Genomic DNA, 19878 nt, shown 5'->3' with positions numbered 1-19878 from the left:
TGACAGGCGTGATTGGCTGCTCCCCGCGTCAGTATTGACTGACACGGGAAGTTTTTTCAGCGGATCAGAGGTGTGGTGCAGGAACGGCGGTGGCCGGCAATTCGCCTTGAAGCTGTTGCAATTGCGCCTTGACCGGGGTGGTCGAGCACTTGGCGGCAGCATCCGCCGGGCTCAGGTTGCGGATTGAGGTGTAGAACAGCTCACAGGTTTTGACCTTCTGCGTCACTTGCCAGGTCTGCTTGCAGCTGTCGAGCAGGGTTTTCGCATCGGTACCGGGTTTGCTGCCCATTCCGGCCTGCCAGCAAGCGGCGCTCAAGTCCTGCCCCATGACCTTCAAACCGGCGGCATCGGCTTTCGCTTCATCGCCGTCGTAGCTCGCCGGGTCGGCGGCGTACCAGATGTAGCTCGGGTGGTTCGAGCCCAACACCGGCACGTTCACCCCCGCACTCGGACTGATAGTCGCCAGACCCAACACCGCAACGGTCGGGCCGTATTGCTGCTTGATCCAGTTACGCACCGGCGCACCGAACGCGACCATCGGCAGGGTGCTACCGGCGCTGGTCTGGCTGAACTGCTTGACCAGGGTGGTCTGGTAATCCTTGAAGTAGTCGTAGACGCCCTCCAGATCACTGCCGGCATTGGACGGCGCGGCGATGGGTGCGATGTCGATGATGGTCTGATAGGCCGGCGTCTGGTCAGCCGGGATGCCGTTGGCGGTCAACAGCGTGGCCCAGCGGTCGGTGGTGTTCGAGCGCAGGTAATCCTGGGCCTGGGTCAGCGAATAGTCCGGCGGGAAGTGCAGCAGTTCGACGCTCTTGCGGTTTTCCAGGGCCATGCCCAACGGCAGGAACAGATACCAGCTGTACGCCCACTTGCCATCGGCGTTGAGCTTGCTGGCGCCGGTATAGGCCAGATCCCCGGCGTCCAGCAGCGCCGACAGCGGCTTGTCGTAGCCTTCGGGAACGCCGCTGATCTCGGCGTAAATCTGCCCGTTATCGTTCTTCACCAACACCTTGGCATTGCTGTAGCCATCGCGCTGCACACTCTGGCTCAGGTAATGCGCAACGGTCTGTTCCAGCGACCAGTTGCGATAGCAGATCACGCTGCAGTTGTTGGGGTAGGCGAAGAGGCGGGTGACGCGCTCGGTGCTGCCCAGCTTCAGGTCGGCATCGGCGTGGGCGGCCGCGCTCAGGGTGAGCGCGGCAAGGGTAAAGGCTGCGGGGGTGAGTCCTGCGAGTTTGAACATGCTCAGATCCTTTTCAGCGTGGGTTCCCCGGAGTATTGGGGCGCTTCATATTGGATCAGCCGTGTTGCACAGAGAAGCTGTCATTCACGGATTTTTGCGTCAGCTCGCAGAACTCGGTTTCACGCCTGAAAATGCAGGGCATTGGTCAGATCGCCCATGGGTTTCTGGCCACGGGCGATCATGGCCTCATCGCGCTGCTTGAGGCCGTCGAGGGTTTCCAGTTGGAACACCCGGGTGATCAGGCGCAGGATCGACGCCGTGTCGTAGACCGTGTGATCCACCGTGCCTTTGCGGGCAAATGGCGACACCACCAGCGCCGGCACCCGCGACCCCGGCCCCCAGCGATCACCCTTGGGCGGCGCCACGTGATCCCACCAGCCGCCGTTTTCATCGACCGTCACGACCACCACCATGTTTTTCCACTGCGGGCTTTCGCGCAGCACTTTGAGGGCGCGGACGATGTGCCGGTCGCCGGAGGCCACGTCGGCATAACCGGCGTGCATGTTCAGGTTGCCTTGCGGTTTGTAGAAAGTTACCGCCGGCAACTTGCCCGCCTCGGCGTCGGCAAAGAACTTGTTGCTGCTCGACTCATCGCCCAGACCGGCATCGCGCAGACGTTTGTTGCGCTCGTCCGGGTTCTCCGGGCCTTGCTGCTTGAAGTAGTTGAACGGCTGGTGGTGGTACTGGAAGTTGGGGATTTTCGGAATCCCGCCCGAATCCTTGTACTGCTCCAGCGTCGCCTGCCAGGCGCCGGCGTACCAGGCCCAGTCGACATTCTTCTTCGACAGCTTGTCGCCGATGTGCTCGTGGGTCTGCGGCACCATCACGTTGGGCAGATCCGGCTTGGAGTACGCCGGACGCTCCGGGTCGCGAATCCATGTCGGCCAGTACGGCGGGGCAAGCGTGTTGACGCCGAAACCGTCCGGGGTCAGCGCACTCGGGCCGAACTGCGGCGGGCCGGTCATGGCGCTGGCCGGCGATGCCTCCAGTGGCTTGAGACGTGGATCGGACGGGTCAGCGCTCTGCAGCGTGGCAGTCTGTGATTTGGCCGCCGAATTGGCCGCGTCCGGATAGAACGGCGCGGTGGCGCTGATCAGGTACTGGTGGTTGAGGAACGAACCGCCGAAAGCGCCCTGGAAGAAGTTGTCGCACAGCACGAATTCCTGGGCCACATCCCACAGACGCAGGGAATAACGGCTCTGTGCGTAATGACCCATGGTCAGCCCACCGGAATCGGCCCAAGCGACGAAACCATCGTTCTTGCCGCCATTTATCTGCATCTGGTTCTGATAAAACACGTGCCACAAATCACGGGTGACCAGGCCAAACGGCAAGTCTTCACCATTCGGGCCTTTGAGGGCGAACGGTGCGTTGGGCAGATTTTCCTGAAACTGCGTGGCGGCGGGGTAGGTCACGCCATCGAGGGTTTGCGGGCCGATCTGCAACACGCCGCCCCAGGCGGGTGGCAGGGACTGCAACAGACTGCCGTCGCGGTCACGTTGCTGGTAATCGGCAGGCTTGAGCGCGGACAGTGGTTTCTCGACACCGGGGAAGTCGCCAAACAGATTGTTGAAGCTGCGGTTCTCGGCGTAGATCACCACCACGGTTTTCACCTGCTCGCGCAGAGCCTTGTCCAGCTCGGCTGGCGTCAGCGGTCGCTCGACTGGTTTGCCCGGCTGATTGCTGGCGCCACAGCCGGCCAGCGTCGCGCCCACGCCGAGGACGGCAACACCACCGAGGAAGCGGCGGCGGCTGGTGTCGGTGGGGGTATCGGATTCTGGCGAGGTGGGTTCTTTGTCGTTCGTCTCGTCATTCATGTCGCGCCCGTTATGCTTAAATGTTTCAGTATGTTTCGGCGGACGCTAACAAGTGAATGTGACGGTTGGGTTACAAAATCGTGCGGTGTCTACGACCCCTCCGCACTGCTAGACTGCTGCAATACCGAAACTGGCCTGAGTGAACCATGAAGCCTTCCATTGCTCTTGATCTGCAACGAGCTGCCGTTCGTGAGGTTGTCGGCAGATTCCGTGTGGCCAATCCGCGCGTGTTTGGCTCGACGGTGTTGGGGACCGATATGGAAGGCAGTGACCTCGATCTATTGGTCGATCCATTGCCCGGTGCCACCTTGTTTGATCTCGGCGGGCTTCAGGTTGAGCTTGAAGATTTGCTGGGCGTTACCGTCGACCTGCTGACGCCGGGAGACCTTCCGCTGAAGTTCCGTCAGCAGGTACTTGAACAGGCCCGGCCCGTATGATCGAGAACCGACTCGGCGATTACCTTGAGCATATGCGTCAAGCTGCAAGCGACGCGCTGGTCTTCGTCGAAGGTCTGAGCAAGGAAGAGTTCGTCGACGACAAACGGACGCAACAAGCGGTCATCATGAGCCTGGTTATCATTGGCGAGGCGGCAACCAAAGTAATGGACCGGTTTTCGGAATTCGCGGCTCAGAACCCTCAAACTCCTTGGCGCAGCATGCGGGGGATGCGTAACCGGATCGCTCATGGCTACTTCGATATCAATCTGGATGTCGTCTGGGATACGGTTCAGGTTGCTTTGCCTGAGCTGTTGAGAGTCCTGCCCTCCGAGCAGCATTGATTGCACCTGCCCTAAGGCAGGTGCAATCTCGTCAATCTACGGCATCACCGGCGGCGTATACGCCAATGTCGTCCCCAACACCCACAGCAGGAACAGCACCAGCGGCGTGTGCACCAGCAATTGCACGAACGAGAAGCCGATCAGGTCTCGCGCCTTCAGACCGAGCACGCCCAGCAGCGGCAGCATGTAGAACGGGTTGATCAGGTTCGGCAGCGCTTCGGCGGCGTTGTAGATCTGCACCGCCCAGCCGAGGTGGTATTGCAGATCGTTAGCCACTTGCATCACGTATGGCGCTTCGATGATCCACTTGCCGCCGCCGGACGGGATGAAGAAACCGAGAATCGCCGAGTACACGCCCATCAGCAACGCGTAGGTGTCGTGCGAGGCGATGCTGACGAAGAAGGTCGAGATGTGATGCGCCAGGGTCTGGGCATCGGCGCCTTTGACCGTGGTCAGCAGCGCGGCGATCGAGCCGTACAGCGGGAACTGGATCAGTACGCCAGTGGTGGTCGGCACCGCCCGGGCCACCGCATCGAGGAAGCTGCGCGGGCGCCAATGCAGCAGCGCGCCGAGCATGATGAACAGGAAGTTATAGGTGTTCAGCCCGGAAATCGCGGTGATCGCCGGTTTGCTCGAGAACTCGTGGAACAGCCAGCCGGCCGCCAGCAACACCAGCAGAATGATCAGCAGCGGACTGTGCTCCAGCCATTCGCCGGGCCGGGTGCGCGGTTGCAGCGGTGGCAGATTGAACGCCGGGTCGATGCCGCAATCCTTGGCATCGCGTGCAGAGTTCGGGCCGGGCGCGGTGGCGTAGGCCACGATGATCGAAATCACGATCAGCGCCAGCAGCATCGCGCCGGACTGCCAGAGGAAGATGGTCTGCGTGAACGGAATCACCCCGGTGATCGACAGGATCGCCGGTGGCAGGCTGGCCGGGTTGGCCTGCAACTGCGCCGCCGACGATGACAGGCCCAGCGCCCAGACCGCGCCCAAACCCAGATACGCCGCCGCACCGGCCGCGCGGTAATCCATTTTCAGATCGGTGCGGCGGGCGAGGGCGCGCACCAGCAAACCGCCGAACACCAGCGACAGGCCCCAGTTCAACAACGAGGCAATCATCGAGATCAACGCGACCCAGGCCACGGCGGAGCGGCCGTTTTTCGGGATGCGCGCCAGTTTGTCGATCAGTTTGACGGCGGGTGGCGAGCTGGCGACCACATACCCGCCAATCACCACGAAGGCCATTTGCATGGTAAACGGGATCAGGCTCCAGAACCCGTCGCCGAAGGCCATCGCGGCATCGGTGGGTTTGGCGCCCATGGCCAAAGTGGCCAGCGCGACAATGATCACGGCCAACGCGGCGAATACCCAGGAGTCGGGGAACCAGCGTTCGGCAAAGCTTGAACAGCGCAAGGCAAAGCGCGCAGAGCGGCTATCTTCGATATCAACGGCCACAGGGAGTACCTCGGATTTTTATGGTTATTGTGGTCCTTGGGACATTCAAACCCGACAACCCTGTGGCGAGGGAGCTTGCTCCCGCTGGACTGCGCAGCAGTCCCCTTCTTTTACGGTTCAGAGGGGGCCGCTTTGCGACCCAGCGGGAGCAAGCTCCCTCGCCACAGAGGCAGAACCTGATTCAGGTGTGTCCCGCCAGACAAGCCTCAACAGTAAATCAAGCCAAGCCATTTTGTGAGCAGGTTTTGCCAAACCATGACTATGGTCTAACGGGTTGTCCCCAGGCGGATTTGCGTAGACCATGAGCGCCTTGGTTTTTTGCCTGCCAGAGTTCTTTGCCATGACTGCCCAATCCACAGCCCGACCGGCGCCGTTCAGCCGTTCCGACTACAAGACCCTCGGCCTTGCGGCCCTCGGCGGGGCACTGGAGATCTACGATTTCATCATTTTCGTGTTCTTCGCCCTGACCCTCAGCCAATTGTTCTTCCCGCCGGAAATGCCCGAATGGCTGCGTCTGCTGCAAAGCTTCGGGATCTTCGTCACCGGTTATCTGGCGCGCCCGCTGGGCGGGATTCTGATGGCGCATTTCGCCGATCGTCTGGGCCGGAAAAAGGTTTTCAGTCTGAGCATCCTGATGATGGCGCTGCCGTGCCTGCTGATCGGGATCATGCCGACTTATGCCCAGATCGGTTATTTCGCGCCGCTGCTGTTGCTGGCGCTGCGCATCCTGCAAGGCGCGGCGGTGGGTGGGGAAGTTCCGAGCGCCTGGGTGTTCGTCGCCGAGCACGCGCCTGCCGGGCATCGCGGTTACGCGCTGGGCTTTTTGCAGGCCGGGCTGACCTTCGGTTACTTGATTGGCGCGCTGACCGCGACTTTTCTCGCACAAGTGTTCACCCCGGCGGAAATCCTTGATTACGCCTGGCGGTATCCGTTCCTGCTCGGCGGTGTGTTCGGCGTGATCGGTGTCTACCTGCGCCGCTGGTTGAGCGAAACCCCGGTGTTCATGGCCATGGAAGCCCAGCGTGAAGCGCGGGTCGAACTGCCGCTGCGCACGGTGCTGCGCGAACATCGTCTGGCGATGTTGCCGGCGATGCTGCTGACCTGCGTGTTGACGTCGGCGGTGGTGGTGTTCGTGGTCATCACCCCGACCATGATGCAGAAAACCTTCGGCATGACTGCCAGCCACACCTTCGCCCTGAGCGCGTTGGGCATCGTCTTTCTCAACATCGGCTGTGTGATTGCCGGGCTGCTGGTCGATCGCCTCGGTGCGTGGCGCACGGTCATGCTTTATAGCCTGCTGCTGCCACTGGGCATCGGTGTGCTGTATGCCTGTCTGATTGCCGGTGGTGATTGGGTCGGTCTGGCCTACGCTGTGGCAGGGCTGGCCTGCGGTGTGGTCGGCGCGGTGCCATCGGTGATGGTCGGGTTGTTTCCGGCGCGGATTCGCGTGTCGGGCATCTCCTTCACCTACAACATTGCCTACGCCGCGTGGGCCAGCATCACTCCGCTGTTGCTGATCGGTCTGATGCCGTGGAGTCCGTGGATCTGCGTGATGTTCTGTGCGGTGATGGGGGCGGTCGGCATCGTCAGTGCGGCGTACTTCGGTGTGCGCATGCCCGGTGTCGGGCGCCGTTCGGTGGCGCCCTGTTCCTGAAGGCTGATCAGGTCAACCAGTGCCACCACAATAACGTCCCGGCCAGTCCTACCACCGAGACAATGGTTTGCAGGATCGACCAGACCCAGATGGTCTGTTTGAGCTGCAAGCCAAAGTACTCGCGAACCATCCAGAAGCCGGCATCGTTCACGTGGCAGAAGAATACTGAGCCGGCGCCAATCGCCAGCGCCACCAACGAGCTTTGCGTCGCGGCGAGGCCCGCCATCATCGGCGCCAGAATCCCCGCCGTCGTCGTGGTCGCGACGGTCGCCGAACCCGTAGCCTGACGCAGCGCCACGGCAATCAGCCAGGCCAGCAGCAGGTACGGCATGTGCGCGCCTTCGGCGACTTTGCTGATGGTCTGGCTGACACCGGCGTCCAGCAAGGTCTGCTTCAAGCCGCCGCCAGCGCCAATGGTCAGAAGCAACACGGCAATTGGCGCGAGGCTTTTACGCAGGGTGCCGCCGACCTGTTCGCGCGGCATGCCGTTGGCCCAGCCGAGGCAGATCACCGCCGCCATCACCGCAATGCCCAGCGCCACCAACGGTTCGCCGAGGAACTTCAGCGTCAGGGCCACGCTGCTTTCGGGGGGCATCGCGACTTTCGCCAGGGTGCTGCCGAGCATCAGCAGCACTGGCAACAGAATGATCAGCAGCGACATGCCGAAACTCGGCTGGCGCGGCGCTTTCGGCGGGGCGCTGAACAGTGCGCCGAGCTCTGCTGGTTCATCGACGTGCATGCGTTTCGACAGCCAGTTGCCGTAGATCGGCCCCGCCAGAATCACGGCCGGAATCGCAATGCTGAACCCCAACAACATGGTCAGCCCAAGGTCGGCATGCAACGCGCTGACCGCGATCAGAGGCCCGGGATGCGGCGGCATCAAGGCATGCAGGGTGGTCATCCCGGCCAGCGCCGGAATGGCGATTTTCAACAATGGCTGACCCGAGCGGCGGGCCATGACGAAGATGATCGGCACCATCATCACCAGCCCCACTTCGAAGAACAGCGGCAGGCCGATCACCATCGCCACCAACGCCATGACCCACGGCAGGGACTTGCCTTTGCCCAGCCCGAGCAGCGTCGAGGCGATACGGTCGGCAGCGCCGGACTCGGCCATCAGTGCGCCGAGCATCGAACCCAGGGCAATGATGATCCCCGCTTCTCCGAGAATCGCCCCGGCGCCTTTGCTGAACGCCTTCGCTACATCCTCTGGCGGCAAACCTGCGCCGACACCGGCAATAAAAGTGCCGATCAGGATCGAGAGAAAAGGTGGAAGTTTGGTGGCGCTGATCAACACGATAATCGTCGCAATCGCCAGCAGGCAGCAAAGAATCAGGCGGGTGTCATGCACCATCCAGGCAGCGGTCGATAAATCCAAAACGGCACTCCTTATCGGGCGGATACCTGCAACATGTTGTTGCAATTTGACCTGAGAATACCTGAAGTAGCCGGGCCAGAGCGGCGGCTTTTGTAACGGCTCAGTGGAGTGATCGGTAGGAGTAAAAGCCCGGCGGGATTATTTTTGACTGACCGGTCTCAAACGCTCTTCAGAAAAATTTTCCAAGGCCGATGGTTAAGCTGCATCCCGCTTTCTACCCTGCCTATCGGTACTTTCCCATGTTCAACAAACGCCTCAAGCAAGAGCTGGCTACGCTTCGTGAAGAACTCTCCAGCCTGCTGCAAGTGAAGGAAAGCCTGGAAAGCGAGATGCTGGTGCTGACCCTGGAGCCTGATGGCCGGATTCAGTCGGTCAACCAGAACTTCCTGACCGAGATGCTCTACAAGAGCCAGGATCTGGTGGGGCGCGCCATTGAAGACATCGTTCCGGCGCACGTGAAGGCCGATGACTTTCATCATCGTTTCAAGGCCGCACTCACCCGTGGCGAGCATTTCGCCGGAGCCGTGCGCCTGTTGCGTGGTAATGGCGAAGAGGCATGGCTGCGCTCCATCGTGCAGCCGGTGCGCTCTTCGGACGGGCGGATCAAGCATTTCTCGATCTTCTCCAGCGACCTGACCCGCACCATTGAAGCCTCTCGCGAACACGAAAACCTGATCGGTGCGCTGGTGCGTTCGACGGCGGTGATCGAGTTCGACCTCAATGGCAACGTGCTCAATGCCAACGAGCGCTTTCTGCAGGGCATGGGTTACAGCCTGGCGCAGATCAAAGGCAAACATCACCGGATGTTCTGCACGCCTGAGGAGTACAACAGCGCCGAGTACCAGAATTTCTGGCGTCGCCTGAACAATGGCGAGTTTGTCGCCAACCGCTTCAAGCGGGTCGACAGCCATGGTCGTACGGTGTGGCTGGAGGCGTCCTACAACCCGGTGGTCGATGCCAACAATAAACTGTACAAAGTGGTGAAATTCGCCACGGTGATCACCGATCAGGTCAACCGCGAACAAGCGGTGGCCGACGCGGCCAGCATTGCCTACAGCACTTCGCAGCAAACCGACAGCACCGCGCAACGTGGCACCACGGTGGTCACCGAGGCAGTGAATGTGATGCGTGATCTGTCGCGCCACATGCAGGCGGCCGGTGAGGGCATCGAGGCACTGAACGAGCAGTCGCAGGTGATCGGTACCATCGTCAAAACCATCAGCGGCATTGCCGAACAGACTAACCTGCTGGCGCTCAACGCCGCCATCGAAGCGGCCCGTGCTGGCGAACAGGGCCGGGGCTTTGCGGTGGTGGCCGACGAAGTGCGACAACTGGCCTCGCGCACTAGTCAGGCGACCGAAGAGATCGTCACTGTGGTGCGGCAGAACCAGGAAATGGCCCGCAACGCCGTGGCCCTGATGACCGATGGCAAACTGCAGGCCGAGCAGGGCCTGGCGCTGGCGGCGGAGGCGGGCACAGTGATCGTCGAGATCCAGGACGGCGCGCAGAAAGTGGTGGATGCGGTCGGGCAGTTTGCCAATCAACTCTCTAACTGATTGACTCGCCGGTTCCTGTAGGAGCTGTCGAGTGAAACGAGGCTGCGATCTTTTGATGTTGATTTTAAGGATCAAAATCAAAAGATCGCAGCGTGCCGCAGCTCCTACAGGTTTTCACCCGCAGCTGGCGCTACAATCTGTTCCTTTTTCCCCGGAGCAGATTTCCATGAGCGCCTCTCACCGCCGCCCGGTTCCCTTGAACAAAGCCTACCGTCTGCTCAATCACGGGCCGACCGTGCTGGTCAGCGCTGCCCATGACGGCCAGCGCAACATCATGGCCGCCGCCTGGGCGATGCCGCTGGATTTCGAACCGCCGAAAGTTGCGGTCGTCCTCGACAAGTCCACCTGGACCCGCCAGTTGCTCGAAGCGTCCGGCACTTTTGTGCTCAACGTGCCGTGCGTCAATCAGGCTGACATTGTGCAAACCGTCGGCAATACCTCGGGGCTGGAGATCCGCCAGAGTCAGGGGCAGGACAAGTTTCAGGCTTACGGCTTGCAAACCTTTACCGGTGAAACCGTCGAAGCTCCATTGCTCGAAGGCTGCGTGGCCTGGCTCGAATGCCGCTTGCTGCCCGAACCGCGCAATCACGAGCAGTACGACCTGTTCCTCGCCGAAGTCATCGCCGCCCAGGCCGATGAACGTGTGTTCAGCGACGGCCGCTGGCATTTCGACGGGCACGACGGCTTGCGCACGCTGCACCACGTGGCCGGTGGGCATTTCCTGACGATTGGCGATGCGGTGGACGGTAAACCCCTGCCGGTTTGATTGCGAGCCTCTTGCGGCAGAGGAGCACAATTTATAAGGCACAAAAAAGGCTTACCTCGCGGTAAGCCTTTTGTTTTTTCCTGCGTAATCTCAATCCCCCAACGCTTCCCCTTCACGCCGCGGATCCGCGCCACCTTCCAGCGTCGCTTTACCCTGTGCATCCTTGACCCGCACGATCGTCTGCGTGCCGCTGGTCATGTCGATTTCATTCACAACATGTCCCTTGTCCTTCAGCGCCTGAATCAGCGCCGGGCTGAACTGGCCTTGTTCCAGTTCGGTCGGGCCGTTGCGGCTGCCGAAGTTGGGCAGGCTGATGGCGCTTTGCGGGTCTAGGTTCCAGTCGAGCAGGCCGACGGTGGTCTTGGCCACGTATTCGATGATCTGCGAGCCGCCCGGTGAGCCGACGCTGGCGAGGAATTCGCCGCTGTTGCGGTCGAAGATCAGCGTCGGGGCCATCGACGAGCGTGGGCGTTTGCCGGGTTCGACGCGGTTGGCGACTTTCTGCCCGTTCTCTTCGGGGATGAACGAGAAGTCGGTCATCTGGTTGTTCAGCAAAAAGCCCTGAACCATCAGGTGCGAGCCGAACGCCGCTTCGATGGTGGTGGTCATCGACACCGCGCCACCCAGATCATCTACCGCCACGACTTGCGAGGTGGAGATGCGCAGCGGCGAGCGATCCGGGGCGTAGGCCACTTGCACGCCCGGCGGTGTGCCCGGCTCGGCGCTGCCCATGCTGCGCTCGCCGATCAGGCTGGCGCGGCTGGCCAGATAGCCCGGGTCGACCAGGCCTTTGACCGGCACCGGGACGAAGTCGGTATCGGCCACGTATTGCGCGCGGTCGGCATAGGCCAGGCGTTCGGCTTCGGCGATCAGGTGCACGGCTTGCGGTGCCGGTTCGATGCCGGCGGGTTTGTCGGTTTTCTCCGGTTTGAGCGGTGTCAGCGACAGGCGCGGGTCGCGGATTTCCAGCGCCTGCAAGGTGCCGAGAATCTGCGCCACGGCGATCCCGCCCGACGACGGCGGCGGCATACCGCAGACCTGCCAGCGTTTGTAGTCGGTGCACAGCGGCGCGCGCTCCTTGGCCTGATAGCGCTGGAGATCATTCAGCGACAAGCTGCCGGGATTGGCGTGGCCCTGCACCTTGGCGACGATCTCTTCGGCGATCGGGCCTTTGTACAGCGCGTCCGGGCCTTCGTTGGCGATGCGCTTGAGCACGGCGGCCAGCGCCGGGTTCTGCAGACGCGTGCCGACCGCTTTGACGCTGCCGTCGCTGTTGAGAAAGTACGCGGCCATGTCCGGGGATTGGCGGATGACCGGGTCGGATTCCAGCAGCGAATGCAGGCGCGGCGAAATCGCAAAACCCTGCTCGGCGAGCTTGATCGCCGGCTCGAACAGCGTGGCCCAAGGCAGTCGACCGTGTTGCTTGTGCGCCATTTCCAGCGCACGCAACACGCCCGGAGTACCCACCGAGCGCCCGCCGATCTGCGCCTGCGGGAATGGCATCGGTTTGCCGTCGGCCTGCAGGAACAGCTTCTCGGTGGCACCCGCCGGTGCGGTTTCGCGTCCGTCATAGGTACGCACCTGTTTGCCGTCCCACAACACGATCATCGCGCCGCCACCGATCCCGGAGGATTGCGGCTCGACCAGGGTCAGCACTGCTTGCATGGCAATCGCGGCATCAATCGCCGAACCACCTTTGCGCAGCATCTCGCGCCCGGCCTCGGCGGCCAGCGGATTGGCGGCAGCGGCCATGTGTTTACTGGCGTGGCGAGTCTGCAGATCAGTGCGGTAACCGGAAGCGGCTTCCGGCGCCAGCGGCAAGGTCGAGGAGGGCGGGGCGTTGCACGCGGCGAGGGTCAGGGCGCTGATGATCAGTGTCAGGGCAGGCAGGCAAAAGCGGCTCAGGGGCAGGGCTGGAAACACGTGGGGCTCTCCGTCCGTGGGGTGAAAGGTCTGACGGACTTTATCGACCGCTCGGTCGCGACGCAAACCGGTGGGCATTTTTGTCTTTCTTTTCCGGGCGGATGTTCGCTAGGGTCAATGTCAAATTCATCGAACTGAAATACGCCCCTGTGGGAGCGAGCCTGCTCGCGAATACGGGGTATCAGCCAGCCTGAATATTGAATGAAAGACCGCTTCGCGAGCAGGCTCGCTCCCACAAATACAAAAACCAACATGAGGCCAAGAATGCACAGTGAGTTTCCAACCGAATCCAGTTACCGCAATCAACGCGAACAGTTTCTTGCCGCCGCCAACGCCGCCGGAGCCACGCTCACCTCCTACGCACATCCGCGTTGCGGCCCTTTTGGCGAACCGCTGAGCACTGATGTCGCTGTGCTCGGTGATCCACAGGCAAAGCGCCGGCTGGTGGCGCTCAGCGGCACTCACGGAGTGGAGGGCTATTACGGCTCGGATTGCCAGATCGACTGGCTGAAGACCTTCGTGCCCGGCTCGCTGCCCAAGGATGTCGCGGTAGTGATGATTCACCTGATCAACCCATGGGGCACCGCGTGGCTGCGCCGGGTCAACGAAGACAACATCGACCTCAACCGCAATCACCTGGATTTCACCGCCCCGTTGCCGGACAACCGCGCCTACGCCACGCTGCACGAGATCTGCGCCTGCACCGATTTGCACGGCCCCGAGCGTAAGCGCGCCGATGCCTTGCTCGATGCGCAGATTGCCGAGCACGGCTGGCCGGCGGTGATGTCGATTGTCGAGGGCGGTCAGCATAGCCATCCCGATGGACTGTTCTATGGCGGCCGCGCGCCGAGCTGGTCGAATCGCACCTTGCACCAGATCATCGATGCGCATCTGACCGGTGCGCAAACCGTGATGTGTTTCGACCTGCACACCGGCGCCGGCGAATACGGTCATCCGATGTTGCTGACCATCACCCAGGCGCCTTACCCGGCGTTGGCGCAAGCACAGTCGATCTACGGCCCATGGTTGTACACCTTGCACACCGGCGCCGAAACGTTGAGTGAAACCGGAGTCGCAGCGACGGCTACCGGCTACACCTCACAGGCATTGCTCAATGCGTTGCCGGGCGTGCAATTGATGCCATTCGTGATCGAATGCGGAACCTATCCGGGGCCGGAGGTGCATCGTTATTTGCGCGATGATCACTGGCTGCATCTGCATGGCGATCCGCTGGATGCGACGGGGCGGGCGATCAAGTTGAATCTGCTGGAGCAGTTTTATCCGGCCGATCCGGATTGGCGGGCGATGGTCGGGTTGCGTACTCGGCAGATCTGGGCGAAGGGGCTGATTGCCCTGCCGGCAGAGCAGACCTGAATAGGTCAGGATTGGCATTGTGGTGAGGGATTTATCTCCTCACCACAGAGGGCGGTTTTCTCGAGGCATAAAAAAACGGCCTACCTTTCGGTAAGCCGTTTTTAGTACTTGGTGGCTACACAGGGACTTGAACCCCGGACCCCAGCATTATGAATGCTATGCTCTAACCAACTGAGCTATGTAGCCAAGTGGCGCGCATTATTCCCCTGAAATGGAAAAGCGTCAAGCGTAAATTTAAAAATTTTTCTACGCTTTCAACCGTTTATCAAAATCATGGGCCGAGCAGCGGTGAAGGACAGCGCTGGAACCAGCGGCTGGCCTGTTCATACGCGTGCGCCAGTTGCAGAACCGCGAAGTCCGCCTGATGCCGGCCGATGATCTGCAGCCCCATCGGCAAACCGTTCGAATTGAATCCCGCCTGCACACTGGCGACCGGGCAACCCGATAGCGTTCCCGGAATCACCACTTCCATCCAGCGGTGATAGGTGTCCATGGCCACGCCTTCGATTGCCTTGGGCCACGGCTCGGTTTTATCGAACGGGAAGACTTGGGCGCTGGGCAGCAGTAGGTAGTCGTAGTGTTCGAACAGCCGCGAGATCGCCCGATACCAGTCGCTGCGAACCACCGACGCGGCGAACACTTCGCTGGCCGAGAGTTTGAGGCCGTTTTCCACTTCCCAGCAGGCTTCCGGTTTCAGCAAGGTGCGCTTCTGCAGATCGGCGTAGGTCGCGCCCAGCGAACCAGCGACCATCCAGTGCCGCAATGTCCGCCAACTGCTCCACAACCGCTCAGGCGCGAAACCCGGTTCAACCGACTCGACCCGGCAGCCGAGGCTTTCGAAGTCGGCAAAGGTTTTTTCGCACAGTTCGAGGATGCCGCTCTCCATCGGCAGATAGCCATTGAAGTCCCCCAGCCATCCCAACCGCGTGCCTCTGAAATCACGCTCCAGCGGCGCCGCAAAGGCCTCACCGGATTCGGCAATGGACAGCGGCGCCCGCGCATCGCCCCCGGCCTGCACCGACAGCAGCAATGCCGCATCCCTCACGCTGCGCGCCATCGGTCCTTCATAGCCGAGTTGATCGAAGAACAGATCAGCACTGTCATCAAACGGCACGCGGCCCTGAGAAGGTCGAAACCCGAAGATGTTGTTGAACGCCGCCGGGTTGCGCAGCGAACCCATCATGTCGCTGCCATCGGCGACCGGCACCAGATGCATCGCCAGCGCTGCCGCCGCGCCACCGCTGCTGCCGCCCGCGGTTTTGCTCGGGTCAAAGGCGCAGCCAGTGGCGCCAAACAGCGGGTTGTAGCTCTGCGAACCGAGGCCGAATTCCGGGGTGTTGGTCTTGCCGATGATGATCGCGCCAGCGGCCTTGATCCGCTCGACCATGATGCCGTCGCGCTCGGGGATAAAGTCCTTGAACAGCGGCGAGCCGAGCGTGGTGCGGATGCCCTGGGTCAGCGACAGATCCTTGATCGCGTGGGGCAGGCCGTGCATCCAGCCACGGTATCCACCGCGCGCCAGTTCGGCATCGCGCGCATCGGCCTGGGCCAGCAGGGTTTCAGGTGACTGCAGGCTGATCAGCGCGTTGACCTGCGGGTTGAAACGTTCGATATGGGCAAGATAAGTCTGCATCACTTCGCGGCAGGACACCTGGCGCAGGCGGATGCGGTCGGCGAGAGCGTGGGCCTGCAGCAGGACCAGTTCGCTGATGTTATTGGAATTCATGACAACGGCGCCTTTCAGACGGCTGGAGAAACGCCCCGGCCGCATGCCGGGGCGGGCAGGGATCATCGCATCAGGTTGGTCCAGAGACGGTCAGCGAGGCGGATCGCGCCTTCGCCGCAGGTCTTGCTGAACACCACGTGGGTGCCCTCGGGAATGTGCAATTCCGGCGCGTCCTTGAGCGCCGCATCGAGGAACGGTTCGACGCCTTTGATCGGGCTCTGGTGCTTGAGGAAGTTCTGGGTCATCGCCGAGTTTTCCGGCTGGCTGAGGAACGCGATGAACGCCTTGGCATTTGCCGGGTTCTTGCTGCCGGTGGGGATTACCATGTTGTCGACCCAGGCCAGTACGCCTTCTTTCGGGTACAGGTATTTAAGGCTCGGTTTCATCTCGCGGGCACGCATCGACGAGCCGCCCCAGAACATCGACATGTCGATTTCACCCGAGGCGAGGTTCTCGCGGATCGAGCCGGCCTTGGAGCTGTAGGTCTTCACGAACGGCTTCTGCGCCTTGAGCAGGGTGAGGATCTGCTGCATCTGTTTCGGGTCTTCGCTGCACAGCGGAATGTTCAGGTACAGGCTGGCCATGTCGACCATGTCGCTGACCGAATCGAACATGTTGATCCGCCCCTGCAACTCGGCTGGCGGCTCGTACAAAACCTTGTAGCTGTCGACCGGGCCTTTGTAGCGCGCACCGTCGAGGACCACGCTGGTGGTGCCCCAGATGAACGGCACCGAATACGCGCCTTGCGGGTCCCAGCTCGGTTTTTTCAGGTTATCCACAACGCTGGCGTAGTACGGCTCCTTGACCGGATCGAAACGCTCCAGCAGGTTTTCCTTGATCAGGATCGGGATGAACTGGTGCGAAGGAATCGCCACGTCATAACCGGCGCCACCCTGTTTCAGTTTGGCCAGCAGGGTCTCGTTGGAGTCGTAGGAATCGACGGTGACTTCGATGCCGGTCTGCTTCTGGAACTTGGCGAGAATCTCCGGCGAGAAGTACCCGCTCCAGCTCACCACGTTGAGTTTTTCCGCGGCCTGTACGCTGCCGGTCATGACCAGCGGCACAGTCAGGAACAACGAAGTGCCGACGCTTTTCATCCACTTGCTCATGCTATTTCCCCACGGTTCGTAGAAGGTTCAGGCGGGCTTTTTGCCCAGCAGGTAAGAGAGGCTGACGAACAACACCGAGACGCCGAGGATCAGGGTCGAGACGGCATTGACGTCGGGTGTCACGCCCATGCGCAGCAGGCCGAAGATGAAGATCGGCAACGTTGTGGTGCCGGCCTGGGAGACCATCATCGAGATCACGAAGTTATCCAGCGAGACGATGAAGGCCAGCATCAACCCGGAGAAAATCCCCGGCATCAGCAGCGGCAAGGTCACTTTGCGAAAGGTCCGCCACGGGCCGGCGTAGAGGTCGGCCGAGGCTTGTTCCAGTGACAGGTCCATGTCGTTCAAGCGAGCGCGGATCGGCAGGTAGGCGAACGGAATGCAGAACACCGTATGGGCGATGATCAGGTTGCCGTAGCCCAGCGACAGGCCAATGGTCGAGAACAGTGCGAGCGTCGCCACACCGACGACGATTTCCGGCAGCACCAGCGGCAGCATGATCGCGCCCATCGACAGTTGCAGGCCCTTGAACTTCGCTCCGCGTGAAGTGCCGAGGGCGGCGAGGGTAGCAATCGCCGTGGCGATCATGCTCGCGCAGACCGCGATCAACAGGCTGTTGCCAGCGGCCTGGCGCAGGGCCTGATTGGCGAACGCGGCGCGATACCAGTCGAGGCTGAAGCCGGTCCACACCGTCGCTGACTGATTGGCGTTGAACGAGAACACCACCAGCACCACGATCGGCGCGTACAGGTACAGATAGAACAGGAAACTGAAACCACCGAAGCCGGGAAAGTCCTGCACGCCCAGCCCTTTGCGTTTGAATAGCGCGAGCATCACGCACCTCCCTTGGCGATGCGCTGGCGCTCGGCGCGCAGGGCATAAACGGTCAGCACCAGCATCACCGCGGCCATCAGCACCAGCGACAGCGCGGCGCCGAACGGCCAGTTACGCGCATCGCTAAACTGCCGGAAAATCAGGTTGCCGAGCATCATCCGCGTGCCGCCGCCGAGCAGCTCCGGGGCGATCATCGCGCCCAGGCACGGCACGAACGTGAGGATGGCGCCGGCGAGAATCCCCGGTCTGGCAATCGGCAACACCACTTTGCGCAAGGTGCGCACGCGGCCGGCATACAGATCCTGCGCCGCTTCGAGCAGGCGGATATCCATCTTTTCCAGCGTGGCGTAGATCGGCAACACCACGAACGGCGCGTAGGTATAAACCAGCCCCAGCAGCACCGCGCCGTCGGTGTACAACAACTGCAACGGCTCATGGATGACGCCCATGCCCATCAGGCTGTTGTTGATCACTCCGGTGTTACGCAGCAGCAGAATCCACGCATAAGTGCGGATCAGCAGGTTGGCCCAGAACGGCACGGTGATCAGAAAGATCAGCAAGCCGCGCCGATGCGCCGGCTGCATCGCCAGCCACACCGCGACCGGAAACCCGATCAACAGGGTGATGATCGTGGTCAGGCCGGCGATGCCGATCGAGCGCAGGGCGATGATCAGGTAGGAGTCGGCGAACGCGAGGCTGTCGTCCATTTGCCGTTCGAACAGCAACGATGTGTAAGCGTCAGTGCTGAAGATTTTATTGACCCCGCCGTAGGGGTTGGCTTCCATCAGCGAATAGCCGATGACGATCAGGATCGGCACCAGCAGAAACAGGCCGATGGCGACCAGCGCCGGGCTGACCCCGAGGAAACTCTGGAAGGCCTTGCGGCGTTCCAGGGTGTTGGCAATCGGTAAGGCGTGCATGGCAATTCCTCGGGCTCAATCGTGCAGGACGTTGGCGCTTGCGCGGTCGAACAACAGACCGGCCTGACTGCCGACCGCAAAGCGCAGGCTCTGGTCGACGCAGTTGGGTGTGCGCACGGTGAGGCGCGACCCGTCGCTGAGGCTGACCTGATATTGCAGATCGGTGCCGAGGTAGATCTGCGCTTCGATCCGGCACGGCAGCGCGGCGTCGGTGGACGCGGGCACCAGGTGCAGGCGCTCGGGACGTACCGACAAGGTCACGCTGGCGCCGACTGCCACGTCGCTGCACGCTTGCGCCAGCAGCGGATGCCCGGCCGGCCCGGCGAACCAGGCTTGGCCGTCCTCGATCTTCGTCACCGTGCCCTGGATGAAGTTGGTCTCGCCGATGAAGTCGGCGACGAAGCGATTGCGCGGCCGTTCGTAGATGTCTTCCGGGCGGCCGACCTGCTGCACTTCGCCTTCGGACAACACAGCGATGCGGTCGGACATGGTCAGCGCTTCTTCCTGGTCGTGGGTGACGAAGATGAAGGTGATGCCGGTCTTGGCCTGAATGGTTTTCAGCTCTTCGCGCATGGCCTGGCGTAGCTTCAGATCGAGGGCCGACAGTGGTTCATCCAGCAGCAGGACTTTCGGGTGCGGTGCCAACGCACGGGCCAGCGCCACACGTTGTTGCTGGCCGCCGGACAGCTGCGCCGGTTTGCGATTGGCGAAGCGTTCCATCTGCACCAGCGCGAGCATCTCGCGCACGCGCTCGGCGATTTGCGCTTTGTTCAGGACCTTGCCCATTGGATGCGATTCGAGGCCGAAGGCCAGGTTCTCGGCGATGGTCATGTGCGGGAACAATGCGTAATGCTGGAACACCGTGTTGACCGGGCGCTGGAACGGCGGGCGATCAGCGATGTTTTCGCCGTACAGCAGAATCTCGCCTTCGGTGGGAAACTCGAAGCCGGCGATCATCCGCAGCAGGGTGGTCTTGCCGCAGCCGGAAGGGCCGAGCAGGGTGAAGAATTCGTTGTCGCGAATGTCCAGGTCGATGTTTTTCAACGCCACTGGACCGGTGTTTGGATCACCGTAAACCTTGCGCACCGAGCGGATCGACACCGCCAGCGTTTGCAGCGAATGCAGGGCATTCATGCGTTACCTCCGATTCCCCCATCGCCTGCGATTGCGCTGCGAATCAGCGACGTCGTCGGGCCATGGATATTATTTTTCTGGGCAGGATCGAGATTGCGTACGGGGTGAAACCAGCTGTTTTGTTGTTCTGCTGTGGCTCGATTATCAGCGAGGGCTTGCGCCGGGCGAAACTTCAATTTAAACATGGCAGGTGTTAGTTAATTTAACA

General features: G+C 61.5%; 16 protein-coding genes, 1 tRNA gene and 1 pseudogene. 7 read left to right on the top strand and 11 right to left on the bottom strand.

Going from position 1 to position 19878, the window contains the following annotated elements:
• Positions 1 to 64: 64 nt before the first annotated feature.
• Both LOY52_RS22535 and acpA read right to left on the bottom strand, forming a co-directional pair.
• Positions 65 to 1246, bottom strand: a complete 1182-nt coding sequence (locus LOY52_RS22535) for a hypothetical protein (RefSeq protein WP_258676024.1) — start codon at positions 1244 to 1246, stop codon at positions 65 to 67.
• Positions 1247 to 1365: 119 nt separating this feature from the next.
• Entirely contained in the window at positions 1366 to 3063 is a 1698-nt protein-coding gene (acpA, locus tag LOY52_RS22530; protein ID WP_258676023.1) for an acid phosphatase, read from the bottom strand.
• A gap of 146 nt (positions 3064 to 3209) precedes the next feature.
• Between acpA and LOY52_RS22525 the strand changes: the two genes are divergently transcribed.
• Together LOY52_RS22525 and LOY52_RS22520 are read left to right on the top strand one after the other, a co-directional pair.
• Positions 3210 to 3500 carry a nucleotidyltransferase family protein gene (locus LOY52_RS22525; protein ID WP_103368563.1) on the top strand — a complete coding sequence of 97 codons (291 nt, stop codon included), beginning with the start codon at positions 3210 to 3212 and terminating at the stop codon, positions 3498 to 3500.
• Positions 3497 to 3841, top strand: coding sequence for a DUF86 domain-containing protein (locus tag LOY52_RS22520; RefSeq protein ID WP_258676022.1), 345 nt, complete (start codon positions 3497 to 3499; stop codon positions 3839 to 3841). Before LOY52_RS22525 ends, LOY52_RS22520 begins: the two co-directional genes overlap by 4 nt.
• A gap of 36 nt (positions 3842 to 3877) precedes the next feature.
• Here LOY52_RS22520 and LOY52_RS22515 read toward each other — a convergent pair whose 3' ends face one another.
• The gene (locus tag LOY52_RS22515; RefSeq protein ID WP_258676021.1) at positions 3878 to 5296 is read right to left on the bottom strand and encodes a short-chain fatty acid transporter; all 1419 of its coding nucleotides are present in this window, start codon (positions 5294 to 5296) and stop codon (positions 3878 to 3880) included.
• A 340-nt stretch (positions 5297 to 5636) separates the two neighbouring features.
• Here LOY52_RS22515 and LOY52_RS22510 point away from each other — a divergent pair, with 340 nt between their 5' ends.
• Positions 5637 to 6950 (top strand): MFS transporter, encoded by a 1314-nt coding sequence (locus LOY52_RS22510; protein ID WP_258676020.1) that lies wholly within the window; start codon positions 5637 to 5639, stop codon positions 6948 to 6950.
• A gap of 7 nt (positions 6951 to 6957) precedes the next feature.
• Here LOY52_RS22510 and LOY52_RS22505 read toward each other — a convergent pair whose 3' ends face one another.
• The gene (locus tag LOY52_RS22505) at positions 6958 to 8328 is read right to left on the bottom strand and encodes a GntP family permease (RefSeq protein WP_258676019.1); all 1371 of its coding nucleotides are present in this window, start codon (positions 8326 to 8328) and stop codon (positions 6958 to 6960) included.
• A 191-nt stretch (positions 8329 to 8519) separates the two neighbouring features.
• Here LOY52_RS22505 and LOY52_RS27565 point away from each other — a divergent pair.
• The 3 genes and pseudogenes from LOY52_RS27565 to LOY52_RS22495 all read left to right on the top strand — a co-directional run.
• Positions 8520 to 9296 (top strand): annotated as a pseudogene (locus LOY52_RS27565) (PAS domain-containing protein); the annotation flags it as partial.
• Positions 9276 to 9884: a methyl-accepting chemotaxis protein gene (locus LOY52_RS27560; protein ID WP_372241231.1), complete on the top strand. Its 609-nt coding sequence runs from the start codon at positions 9276 to 9278 to the stop codon at positions 9882 to 9884. The pseudogene LOY52_RS27565 and the gene LOY52_RS27560, both read left to right, overlap by 21 nt.
• 166 nt (positions 9885 to 10050) lie before the next feature.
• A complete protein-coding gene (locus tag LOY52_RS22495) occupies positions 10051 to 10650 on the top strand; it encodes a flavin reductase family protein (RefSeq protein ID WP_258676017.1) in 600 nt (199 codons plus the stop codon).
• Positions 10651 to 10740: 90 nt separating this feature from the next.
• Here LOY52_RS22495 and ggt read toward each other — a convergent pair whose 3' ends face one another.
• The gene (gene ggt, locus LOY52_RS22490; protein ID WP_258680027.1) at positions 10741 to 12573 is read right to left on the bottom strand and encodes a gamma-glutamyltransferase; all 1833 of its coding nucleotides are present in this window, start codon (positions 12571 to 12573) and stop codon (positions 10741 to 10743) included.
• Between the two features lie 264 nt (positions 12574 to 12837).
• On the opposite strand from ggt, the gene LOY52_RS22485 reads away from it, so the two are divergent.
• Positions 12838 to 13947 (top strand): M14 family metallopeptidase, encoded by a 1110-nt coding sequence (locus tag LOY52_RS22485; RefSeq protein ID WP_258676016.1) that lies wholly within the window; start codon positions 12838 to 12840, stop codon positions 13945 to 13947.
• Between the two features lie 109 nt (positions 13948 to 14056).
• Here the strand turns inward: LOY52_RS22485 and LOY52_RS22480 are convergent.
• The 6 genes from LOY52_RS22480 to LOY52_RS22455 form a co-directional block, all read right to left on the bottom strand.
• Positions 14057 to 14133, bottom strand: a tRNA-Met gene (locus tag LOY52_RS22480).
• Positions 14134 to 14218: 85 nt separating this feature from the next.
• Entirely contained in the window at positions 14219 to 15673 is a 1455-nt protein-coding gene (locus tag LOY52_RS22475) for an amidase (protein ID WP_258676015.1), read from the bottom strand.
• A 62-nt stretch (positions 15674 to 15735) separates the two neighbouring features.
• Positions 15736 to 16770 carry an extracellular solute-binding protein gene (locus tag LOY52_RS22470; protein ID WP_408980449.1) on the bottom strand — a complete coding sequence of 345 codons (1035 nt, stop codon included), beginning with the start codon at positions 16768 to 16770 and terminating at the stop codon, positions 15736 to 15738.
• 39 nt (positions 16771 to 16809) lie between these two features.
• Positions 16810 to 17616 carry an ABC transporter permease gene (locus LOY52_RS22465; protein ID WP_258676013.1) on the bottom strand — a complete coding sequence of 269 codons (807 nt, stop codon included), beginning with the start codon at positions 17614 to 17616 and terminating at the stop codon, positions 16810 to 16812.
• Positions 17616 to 18536, bottom strand: coding sequence for an ABC transporter permease (locus LOY52_RS22460; RefSeq protein WP_258676012.1), 921 nt, complete (start codon positions 18534 to 18536; stop codon positions 17616 to 17618). The genes LOY52_RS22465 and LOY52_RS22460 overlap by 1 nt, the downstream gene beginning before the upstream one ends.
• A gap of 15 nt (positions 18537 to 18551) precedes the next feature.
• Positions 18552 to 19670: an ABC transporter ATP-binding protein gene (locus LOY52_RS22455; protein WP_258676011.1), complete on the bottom strand. Its 1119-nt coding sequence runs from the start codon at positions 19668 to 19670 to the stop codon at positions 18552 to 18554.
• Positions 19671 to 19878 lie beyond the last annotated feature (208 nt).

It is taken from the genome of Pseudomonas sp. B21-051 (assembly GCF_024748795.1).
Classification (GTDB): domain Bacteria; phylum Pseudomonadota; class Gammaproteobacteria; order Pseudomonadales; family Pseudomonadaceae; genus Aquipseudomonas; species Aquipseudomonas putida_A.
The sequence above is the reverse complement of the archived record's forward strand: the minus strand, read 5'-3'. Positions and strand labels throughout refer to the sequence as shown.